Consider the following 9,505-nt stretch of genomic DNA (forward strand, 5'->3'; position numbering starts at 1 on the left):
CGGATGAGGCCGTACTGCGGAAAGTCGGAAACCTCGGGCCAGGGCAGCTCGATGGTCCGGCCCCCGGCGATCAGGCGCAGGCCCTTATTGCGGCGCCAGCCGTCATGCTCGGGGTGCAGCAGGCCAAGTTTCCGGATTTCGCGGACGGCGCGGGGGGTGAGGCCGTCGCCACAAACCTTTTCTCGCGGGAAGCTCGTCTTCTCCAAGACCGTGACGTCGATGCCTGCCTTGGCAAGGTAGTACGCGGCAGTGGAACCGGCCGGCCCCGCGCCGACTATGAGTACCCTCACAGGTCAGCGGGTGATGTTGCGGCGCAGCTTGGCCACGGGGCCTTTGTGCGCGGCGATGGCGGCAGCCGTTCCACCAGTCGTGCCTGCAGTTGATTCCGGGGCCTTGAACGCACGGTGCACCGCCACGATCCCGCCCGTGAGGTTGCGGTAGGTGACGTTCTCCCAGCCGGATTCCTTCAGCCAGGCGGCAAGGTGGTCCTGGTCCGGCCACGCGCGGATGGACTCGGCCAGGTAGACGTAGGCGTCCGGGTTGGAGGCCACCTTCCGGGCAATAGGCGGCAGTGCGCGCATCAGGTATTCGGTGTACATGGTGCGCCACAAGGGAACCACGGGCTGCGAGAACTCGGCGATGACCAGGCGGCCGCCGGGCTTGGTGACGCGGAGCATCTCCTGCAGCGCCTTTTTCGGCTCATTGACGTTGCGCAGGCCGAAGGAGATGGTGGTGGCGTCGAAGGTGTTGTCGGCGAACGGCAGGTTGGTGGCGTCCCCGGCGATAAAGTCGATGTCCGGCCGGCGGCGCTTGCCCACCCTGAGCATTCCAAGGGAGAAGTCGCACGCTACAACATCTATGCCGGCATCAGCATATGGCTCGCTGGACGTGCCCGTCCCGGCGGCGAGGTCCAGGACGCGCTGACCCCTGGTGGTTTCCATCGCATCCACTACCACCTTGCGCCAGCGGCGGGTCTGCCCCAGGGACAGGACATCGTTGACAACGTCGTATTTGGGGGCGACGTCGTCAAACATCGTGGCTACTTCGTCCGGACGCTTATCCAAGGATGCTCGGTTCACCATGTCATTGTCTCAAATGTTCAGGAGGGCCCCGACCACGCCCTGCTCCACCGCTCCCCCCGGCTGGCCAGCGGAGCTAGCCCACGAACGCGCTGGTGGGCGCGCTGATGACTCCCGGGTCCAAGGGCGGAGTCGCCTGGTAGAGCCCTGCCAAGGCAGGCCTGCCCAGCTGGAACCACAGGAGGGACTGCTCACCCAGTCCTCGTCCATTGGCTCGGTCCGGGGCGACAACGCTTTAATTGGCCGGGAGCGGGATCAGCCCGCCGAAGCTGCGGCGCGATTCACCCCACGCGTGCAGGAGCAGCAACGGCTTTGCCGTCGGCTCACCTTGCCGCAGGCACGGCACCGTGATTCCTGTCCGAAGGTTCAGGACGCGGACCTCGGAGTCCATAGTTGCAGGCTACGCACGGCGGCGGTTCCCCGGTGTGCGCAGCTCGAAGTACTCCTTTGTACTCTTGACGAGGAGTAGAAAGCAGTACTGTGGAGCAATCATGACGAGCACGTTCCGCACCTTGACAGTTCCCCTTGATAGCCGAAAATTCGCCGGGGGGCTGCCGTCGTTCCTGGTCCGGGACGATGTCCTCTGCTGGACCCGGCGCGAGGCTGGACTGGTGGGCTTCGGTGAGATCGCCCGCTTTACCGCCACCGGCCCGGAACGCTTCCTTGAAGCCGATATCTGGTGGCGCCACCTTGTACTCGAAGCGGAAATCACGGACTCCGTGGAACTCCCCGGGACCGGCCCCGTCGCTTTTGGCTCCTTCGCCTTCTCCAAGACTTCCGCCCACGAATCCCGGCTGATCGTGCCCGAGATTGTGGTGGGCGTCCGTGACGGCCAGGTCTGGGTCACCCAGTTGACGTTCGACGACGGCCCCCTCACCCCGGCAGGCATCCTGGCCGTGCTGGACCGCTGGCTCGGCGGGGGTTCCGCCGGCGGCAGCAGGACGGCGGCAGCAGACCCTGCCGGGGACGGCACCCCGGGTGCCGCTCATGCCAAGGCGGGCGGCGCCGTCGTGCGTCCCATGCCTCTGGCTGCCGGCGCAACCCTGCACACGGGCTCGCTGAGCGAGAAGGACTGGATGGACGCCGTGGCGGCGGGAGTGGCCGAGATCCGGACGGGTGCGCTGGAGAAGCTGGTGCTGGCGCGGGACGTTGTGGCCACTGTCCCCTCGGGCGTGAACGCTGCGAAGGTGTTGCGTGAGCTCGCTAAGAGGTACCGAGAATGCTGGACTTACGGAGTGGACGGGCTGGTGGGTGCCACACCCGAGATGCTGATCCAGGTGGAGGGGCGTACGGCACAGGCACGTGTGCTGGCCGGCACCCTGGACCGCCGTGATGCGCACGGCGAGGACGGCCTTCCCATGGATTACGCCACGCGGGTGCTGGCCGGATCGGAAAAGCAGCGGCACGAACATGAGATCGCGATCCAATCGCTGACCTCCCAGCTGGCGCCGTTCTCGGAGGCTTTGAACGCCCATGACGAGCCGTTCATCCTGGAGCTGCCCAACGTCTGGCACCTGGCGTCGGACGTCAAGGCCGAGCTGACCGAGGTGGAGGGGCACGTCCCAACGTGCCTGGCGCTGATCAATGCCCTGCACCCCACTGCCGCCGTGTGCGGAACGCCCACACAGGTGGCCGGAGCGATGATCCGCAAGCTGGAGCACCTGGACCGCGGGCCGTACGCCGGGCCGGTGGGGTGGCTGGACGCCGCCGGAAACGGGGAATGGGGCATCGCACTGCGGGGCGCCGTCATTGAGTCCCACACTTCGGTGCGGCTGTACGCCGGTTGCGGCATAGTGGACGGCTCACTGCCCGAAGCCGAGCTTGCCGAGACCTGGGCGAAGTTCAGGCCGATGCTGGAGTCACTAGGAATCAGCAACTGAATACTCGTTGCGGACAATGTCCGGCATCTAAGACACCGCCCCTTCGCCTAGGCTTGAAACAGCTGTACCTTGGTTATCCAATAGTGAATCTAAGTTTCCTGTGATGCACATCTCCCTAAACGGCGCTACACTATGAACCGATTTAGTACCGCATACTCCTGCAACAAAAGGTAAGAAACATGCAGCTCAAGTCCCTGGCCACGGCCAAGATCACCGCCAAGGCAGCAGCACTTTTCGCCGTCGGCGCCCTCACCCTCACGGCCTGCGGCGGCGGAAGCTCCACACCGGCGGCTTCCGAAGGCGGCATCCAGCTCATCAATGCCGGAAAACTCACGGTTTGCTCGGACATCCCCTACGAGCCGTTCGAATTCGAGAAGGACGGCCAGACGGTCGGCTTCGACGTGGACATCGCCAAAGAGCTCGCCAAGGACTTCGGTGCCGAACTGAGCATCGTGGACAGCTCCTTCGAGGCCATCGAAACCGGCACCGCCCTGACCCAGTGCGACCTGGGCATCTCCTCCATCTCCATCACGGATACCCGCAAGGCCGTTATGGACTTCTCCACCCCGTACCTGGATGACGACCTGGCTCTGGTAGCCAGCGAGGATTCCGGCATCAACGGCCTGGCCGACGCCAAGGGCAAGAAGGTAGGCGTCCAGCAAGCCACCACCGGCGCCGATTACGCGCAGGAGCAGGGCCTCGACGCCCAGCAGTTCGAGGACACCGGCCTCCTGGTGCAGGCCCTCGAGGCCGGCACCATCGATGCAGCTCTGGGTAACCAGTCCGTGCTGGGCTACGCCATCAAGGACCAGCCCAAGTTCAAGAGCGTTGAGGAATTTGCCACCGGCGAGCAGCTGGGCATTTCCATCAAGAAGGGCAACACGGCCATGGCTGAGAAGGTCAACGGCACGCTCAAGCGCCTGACTGACGACGGCTCCCTCGAGAAGTTCAAGACCACCTGGTTCGGCGAAACCGCCAAGTAGCCAACCACCGCCAAGTAGTCGCCGTGCAGGCCTGAGGCTCCCCCGCCTTGGTCCGGTCACGGCCCTGAGAACTACGCAGCCGGGGCCCCGGACGAGCTGTACGCAGTCCGTCCGGGGCCTCTGCCACGCACAACGAATGTGAGCAACCCATGGCAATGACCGCACGTCAGCGCGCCAGAGTAAGCCTGTATGTCCAGGCCGGAATCTTTGTTGTGGCCATCGCCGCGCTGATCCTGGCCACCGACTGGGAGACCATCGGCAACAGCGTCTTCAACTTCGCCAAGATCGGCCCCATGTTCCCGGGCATCTTCGTCACCGGCCTGGTGAACACCCTGATCTACACCTTCCTCGGCTTTATAGTGGGCCTCTCCGGCGGTCTGCTGCTGGCCCTGATGAAGCTCTCGAGCTTCCCGCTGTACCGCTGGATCGCCACCGGCTACATTGAGTTTTTCCGCGGCATCCCCGCGCTGCTGGTCTTCATCGCCTTCGGGTACGGCGTTCCCCTGGCGTTTGGCGTCTCGTGGAACATCACCGTGATCGTGATGGTTTCGCTGGGCATGGTGGCCTCGGCCTACATCGCCGAAACCCTCCGTGCCGGCCTGCAGGCCGTACCGAAGGGCCAGCTGGAAGCAGCCCGTTCCTTGGGCATGCCGCAGTGGCGGGCCATGGTCACCATCGTCATCCCGCAGGCGTTCAAGATCGTCCTGCCGCCCCTGACCAACGAGGTAATCCTGCTGACAAAGGACTCCTCGCTGATCTACGTCCTTGGCCTCACCGCTTCCCAGTACGAGCTCACCAAGTTCGGCCGCGACGGCATCTCCAGCCTCGGCGCAGGCCTGACCCCGCTCCTGGTGGCCGGGGCCTTCTACCTTGTGATCACCATCCCCCTGAGCTTCCTGGCCCGGAAGTTCGAAAGCCGCACCGCGCGGTCAAACCGATAGGCAGCGAAGACCATGAATGACGTCGTAAACAACTCCCGCGGTGGCACGGCAACCATTCACGCCGCCGGCGTGGAGATCAAGGACCTGCGAAAGGCCTACGGATCCAATGAGGTCCTTAAGGGCATCAGCCTGGACGTAGCTCCCGGCGAAGTGGTGTGCCTGATCGGGCCGTCCGGCTCCGGTAAGTCCACCCTGCTCCGCTGCGTAAACCTGCTGGAGCAGCCCAACCAGGGCAGCATCCGTGTGGGCGGTTTTGAGGCCACCGATCCCGATGTGGACATCGATAAGATGCGCCGCAAGGTGGGCATGGTGTTCCAGCAGTTCAACCTGTTCCCGCACCTGGACGCGAAGCGCAACTGCTCCATCGCGCAAATCAAGGTTCTCAAGCGGTCCCAGGCCGAGGCGGACAAGGTGTCCATGCACAACCTGGAGCGCGTGGGACTGGGACACCTTTCGGACCGTTTCCCCGACCAGCTCTCCGGCGGCCAGCAGCAGCGCGTGGCCATTGCCCGCGCGCTGAGCATGGATCCGGAGCTGATGCTCTTCGATGAGCCCACCTCGGCCCTGGACCCCGAGACTGTGGGCGATGTCCTCTCCGTGATGCGGAACCTCGCCAAGGAGGGCATGACCATGCTGGTGGTCACCCACGAGATGGGCTTCGCCCGTGAAGTGGCCGACCGCGTGGTGTTTATGGACGGCGGCATCGTGGTGGAAGAAGGCGTGGCTGAGCAGGTCATTTCCGCCCCCACCCAGGCGCGGACCAAGGAGTTCCTCCGCCGCGTGCTCGATCCGACGCACATCGACATCGAGGAGTAACCCTTCTCCAGTATCGACACGCAGATTCCCTGGCGCCGCAGATTTATCCGCAGCGTCAGGGAATTTCTGCGTCGGGGATAGCTTGCGCGCGGCCGCTCGCAACTCGTACGACGGCGGCACCTCCTCTTGCCCAGGCATTTACTTCCCCGGTGCCGCGGCACACAATAGGTCCCACTACAGCCCTGGCTCAGCAGCGTGCTGCCCATCCGATGTGCCGGCTCGCCCGGGCCGGCCCAGAGAGGAGCGCCGGCATGTCAGATCCGACAACCCCGCCCCGGGCTACCTCCGCGGTATCTGACCGCGCTGCACGGCTGGCATCCATCCCCTCTTTCCAACGCGTTGACGCCTTCCTCACGGCGGCCGGCCTGCGCCGGAAGGGCCAGTCGGACATCTGTGATTTCACTTTCGGCAACCCGCACCAGATGCCGCCTGACCGGTATGTCAATACGTTGCGGGATGCCCTTACTCCGCAGCACGACCAGTGGTTCGCGTACCAGACCAACGGCGAAGCTGCCCGGGAGGCGGCCGCGGAATCCCTTCAGCGACTCCTGGATGTGCCGTTCCGGATGGAGGACATCTATCTGACCACCGGCGGTTTTGCAGCCATCGCCTTGGCGCTGAAGACGGTCGGTGATCCCGGTGATGAGGTCATATTCAGCCTGCCGCCGTGGTTCCTGTACGAGCCGCTGATCCTTGAAGCAGGTCTCGTTCCGGTGAAGGTGAAGGTCAGCACGGCAACGTTCGACCTGGATCTGGACGCGATTGAGTCTGCCATCACGGAGCGCACCAGGGTTGTGATCATCAATTCGCCCAACAATCCCACGGGGCGGGTCTACCCTCCCGAACTTCTGCTCCGGCTCGCGAAAATGCTGGAGGCGGCCTCGGTGAGGATCGGCAGGCGGATCTACCTGGTCTCGGACGAGGCCTACAACCGGATTGTGTTCGATGGCCTCCGCTTCCATAGTCCCGTGGAGTTCTATGCGCACACGCTGCTGGCCTATTCCTACGGCAAAACGCACCTCTCACCTGGCCAGCGGGTGGGCTATCTGGCGCTTCCGCCCACGATGCCGCATCGGGAGGCGATGCGCCCCGCCATCACCGGCCTGCAGGTTGCGATGGGATGGGTGTACCCGAATGCCCTGCTGCAGCATGCGCTTCCGGAACTGGAGAAGTTCACCATCGACGTGGGCCAGTTGCAGCGGCGCCGGGACCGGATGTTCGGTGCGCTGGCCGGCATGGGTTACCGCGTCCACCGGCCGGAAGGCACGTTCTACCTGTTTGCCACCTCCCCCATGGTGGACGACGAGGCGTTCACCGAGTCGCTGGCCCGCCGGGATGTCTTTGTTTTCCCGGGCGTACTGTTTGAGACGCCCGGCTTCTTCCGGATTTCCCTCACGGCCAATGAGGACATGATCGAACGCAGCCTGCCTGCATTCGAAGCGTCGATGAAGGAAAGCATGGACAGGCGCGGGACGTGAGCGAAAGGACCTACCCACAGGGTGTCCCGTGCTGGATCGACACAGCGCCTGGAATTTTAGCGCGGCTAAAGGCCACAGCCGGGTTAATTTGCCGGGGCTTATGTTCCAGCGCGTACTGCATCGATGTGGAAGGTCAGGTCGAAGTAGCGGCCCACCAGCCCCTTTGAACCCGTGATGCCGAACGAACATCGGTCCAAGTGGGTGGCCTGCGCCGTAACGTGAACCTGGCCAGGAATTGGGGCTTCCCAGGACAGAACCGTAACCTCCACGGCAACTTCCACTCCGTGCATGGCAACAATCCCGGCAAGGATTATGGTGCCTCCGTCCTCGCGAATTCGGGCGGAAGAGAACTCGATGCGGGGAAAGGTTGCCACATCGAGCAGTCCCCTGCCTTTCACGTCGCGGTCGCGGCACTCATTGGCAGAGTTGAAACTGGCCGGGTCGATGGTGGCACTGGCCCTGCTCTCCGCCAGTGTTGACGAGACAATCAGCAGCCCGGAGGAAATGCTGAAGTGGGCCCGAACCTTGCCTAGTCCGAACATGTGCCGGCAGGTGTAGGTGACGCTTGAGCGCTGGGGGTTGACCCGGTAGGTGCCGGCGTCCGGCAACGTGGGGACTTCTGTGGCTGACTGGGTGGTCATGGGTTGTTCCTTAGGGGCTTGGCCCGCTTCCCCCGCGCCGGCCAATTGCTGATATGTCAACAACCCTGCTCCTGTTATGCTGACATGTCAACAATTATTTGGGCACTAGGGAGGGCACGATGCCTAAGAATCGCGGCCTTACCAGCGACGAAGAGGAAGTGTGGTTCGCCTACATCCTGTTTACCCGGCAACTGGCAGCCGGAATGGAGAGGCAATTGGCGGGAAGCGGCGTATCCGGCGCCGATTACCAGATGCTCGCTCCCCTTGCCGAAGCCGGCGCCGCCGGCATGCGCGCCCGGGACCTTGGACACAGTGCCGGCTGGGACCGCAGCCGGCTTGCCCATCAGCTGCGGCGGATGGAGGCACGCGGCCTCGTCAGCCGGGAACAGGCGCCCGATGATGCCCGCGGTGTGGTTATCCATCTGACTGAAGCGGGGCGGACGACTCTGCGCACGGCGTCCCCGGGGCACCTGGAGTGGGTTCGGGAGAACTTCCTGGACCTGTTGACGCCTGCGGAACGGAAAATGTTGGTTGAAGTATCCGAACGCGTTATGGCGAAACTCGAGCCGGAGTCCGGCTCCTAGCGCGCCAGCACTCCCCCAACCGCAGCGGCGACGGCTGCTCTGATCCGGCCGTGCAGGGCGCGCAGGCCGTGCCGGTCCGTGCGGACTTCAACGATGCTGCGGCCCTCGATCGGTTGCGCGAGCGCCTCGGCGAGTGCCGCCGTCGTACTCACCGAGCAATGCCCGACGCCGTATGCTGCAGCAAGTGCCGCGATGTCCGCTGTGTGGGGGGTCCCGAAGAGGCGCTCGACGGCGTCGCCGTAGGTTCCCGCCTCACGGACCGCGCCGTGCTCCAACAGGTCGAAGATGGCCCCGCCGGCGTCGTTGAGCACGACGATCCGCAGCTGCGGCTGCTCCTCCCCGGCACCGAGGAGCAGGCCCCCGGCGTCGTGCAGGAAGGTGACATCGCCCAGCAGGACCGTGGTTTCCTGCCGCCCGCCGAGCGCAATGCCGGTGGCGGTGGAGATGGTGCCGTCGATCCCGGCGAGGCCGCGGTTGGCATAAACGGTGGCGGCAGGTTCAGGAGCGGGGAGGCCGGCCAGGTCCACGTCGCGGATTCCGTTGGAGGAACCGAGCAGCAGCTGGCCCCGGGCGTGTTTCCACACCAGCGCTCCGACGGCCGGACCGGTTGCCGGGGTTTCCTCGGTGAGGATGCGGTCCAGAGCGTGCTGGGCCGCCGACCCGGCCAGCAGCCAGGTATCCAGCCATGTGGAGGGCCCGCGGCCGGCAAACTCTGCCAGGTCAGCAAGGCTTTCCAAGGGCAGTTCCGTGCGCCGGCCAGGCTCGTACCAGGCCACCGGGACCGGCTGATAGAGGGCGGCCTGAACGTCCGCGCGGGCCAGCAGGGCTGCGACCGGCCGCGACAGTGTGGGCCGGCCGAACAGGACCACCCGCTCAATCGGGGTTGCTGCCCCGGGTCCGAAGTGCTCCAGCAGCGCGCGGTACGGTCCGACGGCGTTTGGGCCGAAGCGGGCGTTGGATGACGGCTCAGCCAGCAGCGGCAGGCCGTGTGCGCGTGCGAAGGCCTCGGCGACCGGGCCGCCGTCGTGCCCCGCGAGTACCACCGTGCGGCGTTCGGGCAGGTTCCCGGATGCCGGCGGCAGGTTCATCACGAGCGGCTCGCT

General features: G+C 65.0%; 11 protein-coding genes. 6 read left to right on the top strand and 5 right to left on the bottom strand.

Annotated features, from left to right (window positions below):
* From AC5RWX_RS26445 to AC5RWX_RS26455, 3 genes are all read right to left on the bottom strand, one after another.
* A partial coding sequence (locus tag AC5RWX_RS26445; protein ID WP_494099244.1) for an FAD-dependent oxidoreductase occupies positions 1–290 on the bottom strand: 290 nt, incomplete at its 3' end.
* Between the two features lie 3 nt (positions 291–293).
* Positions 294–1,079, bottom strand: a complete 786-nt coding sequence (locus tag AC5RWX_RS26450; protein ID WP_494099245.1) for a demethylmenaquinone methyltransferase — start codon at positions 1,077–1,079, stop codon at positions 294–296.
* A gap of 235 nt (positions 1,080–1,314) precedes the next feature.
* Positions 1,315–1,470, bottom strand: coding sequence for a hypothetical protein (locus AC5RWX_RS26455; RefSeq protein WP_494099246.1), 156 nt, complete (start codon positions 1,468–1,470; stop codon positions 1,315–1,317).
* A gap of 100 nt (positions 1,471–1,570) precedes the next feature.
* Here AC5RWX_RS26455 and AC5RWX_RS26460 point away from each other — a divergent pair, with 100 nt between their 5' ends.
* The 5 genes from AC5RWX_RS26460 (at position 1,571) to AC5RWX_RS26480 (ending at position 7,177) form a co-directional block, all read left to right on the top strand.
* A complete protein-coding gene (locus AC5RWX_RS26460) occupies positions 1,571–2,959 on the top strand; it encodes an isochorismate synthase (protein WP_494099247.1) in 1,389 nt (462 codons plus the stop codon).
* 179 nt (positions 2,960–3,138) lie between these two features.
* Positions 3,139–3,942, top strand: a complete 804-nt coding sequence (locus tag AC5RWX_RS26465; RefSeq protein WP_494099248.1) for an ABC transporter substrate-binding protein — start codon at positions 3,139–3,141, stop codon at positions 3,940–3,942.
* A 149-nt stretch (positions 3,943–4,091) separates the two neighbouring features.
* Positions 4,092–4,883, top strand: a complete 792-nt coding sequence (locus AC5RWX_RS26470; protein WP_461172179.1) for an amino acid ABC transporter permease — start codon at positions 4,092–4,094, stop codon at positions 4,881–4,883.
* Between the two features lie 12 nt (positions 4,884–4,895).
* Positions 4,896–5,699 carry an amino acid ABC transporter ATP-binding protein gene (locus AC5RWX_RS26475; protein WP_494099249.1) on the top strand — a complete coding sequence of 268 codons (804 nt, stop codon included), beginning with the start codon at positions 4,896–4,898 and terminating at the stop codon, positions 5,697–5,699.
* Positions 5,700–5,950: 251 nt separating this feature from the next.
* Positions 5,951–7,177, top strand: a complete 1,227-nt coding sequence (locus tag AC5RWX_RS26480) for an aminotransferase class I/II-fold pyridoxal phosphate-dependent enzyme (protein ID WP_494099250.1) — start codon at positions 5,951–5,953, stop codon at positions 7,175–7,177.
* Positions 7,178–7,275: 98 nt separating this feature from the next.
* Here the strand turns inward: AC5RWX_RS26480 and AC5RWX_RS26485 are convergent, their stop codons facing one another.
* A complete protein-coding gene (locus AC5RWX_RS26485) occupies positions 7,276–7,818 on the bottom strand; it encodes a YceI family protein (RefSeq protein WP_494099251.1) in 543 nt (180 codons plus the stop codon).
* Positions 7,819–7,937: 119 nt separating this feature from the next.
* Between AC5RWX_RS26485 and AC5RWX_RS26490 the strand changes: the two genes are divergently transcribed.
* Positions 7,938–8,402, top strand: a complete 465-nt coding sequence (locus AC5RWX_RS26490; RefSeq protein ID WP_494099252.1) for a MarR family winged helix-turn-helix transcriptional regulator — start codon at positions 7,938–7,940, stop codon at positions 8,400–8,402.
* Here the strand turns inward: AC5RWX_RS26490 and AC5RWX_RS26495 are convergent.
* Positions 8,399–9,505 (bottom strand): thiamine pyrophosphate-dependent enzyme (locus tag AC5RWX_RS26495; protein ID WP_494099253.1); only part of this gene is annotated, 1,107 nt, incomplete at its 5' end. The two genes, AC5RWX_RS26490 and AC5RWX_RS26495, sit on opposite strands and share 4 nt — an antisense overlap.

Source organism: Arthrobacter sp. SPT-J7, from assembly GCF_059089965.1.

Excerpts from the sequence above, each read along its gene's own strand:
- AC5RWX_RS26455 (WP_494099246.1), bottom strand. The coding sequence starts at position 1,470 with ATGGACTCCGAGGTCCGCGTCCTGAACCTTCGGACAGGAATCACGGTG.
- AC5RWX_RS26460 (WP_494099247.1), top strand. The coding sequence starts at position 1,571 with ATGACGAGCACGTTCCGCACCTTGACAGTTCCCCTTGATAGCCGAAAA.
- AC5RWX_RS26465 (WP_494099248.1), top strand. The coding sequence starts at position 3,139 with ATGCAGCTCAAGTCCCTGGCCACGGCCAAGATCACCGCCAAGGCAGCA.
- AC5RWX_RS26470 (WP_461172179.1), top strand. The coding sequence starts at position 4,092 with ATGGCAATGACCGCACGTCAGCGCGCCAGAGTAAGCCTGTATGTCCAG.
- AC5RWX_RS26475 (WP_494099249.1), top strand. The coding sequence starts at position 4,896 with ATGAATGACGTCGTAAACAACTCCCGCGGTGGCACGGCAACCATTCAC.
- AC5RWX_RS26480 (WP_494099250.1), top strand. The coding sequence starts at position 5,951 with ATGTCAGATCCGACAACCCCGCCCCGGGCTACCTCCGCGGTATCTGAC.
- AC5RWX_RS26485 (WP_494099251.1), bottom strand. The coding sequence starts at position 7,818 with ATGACCACCCAGTCAGCCACAGAAGTCCCCACGTTGCCGGACGCCGGC.
- AC5RWX_RS26490 (WP_494099252.1), top strand. The coding sequence starts at position 7,938 with ATGCCTAAGAATCGCGGCCTTACCAGCGACGAAGAGGAAGTGTGGTTC.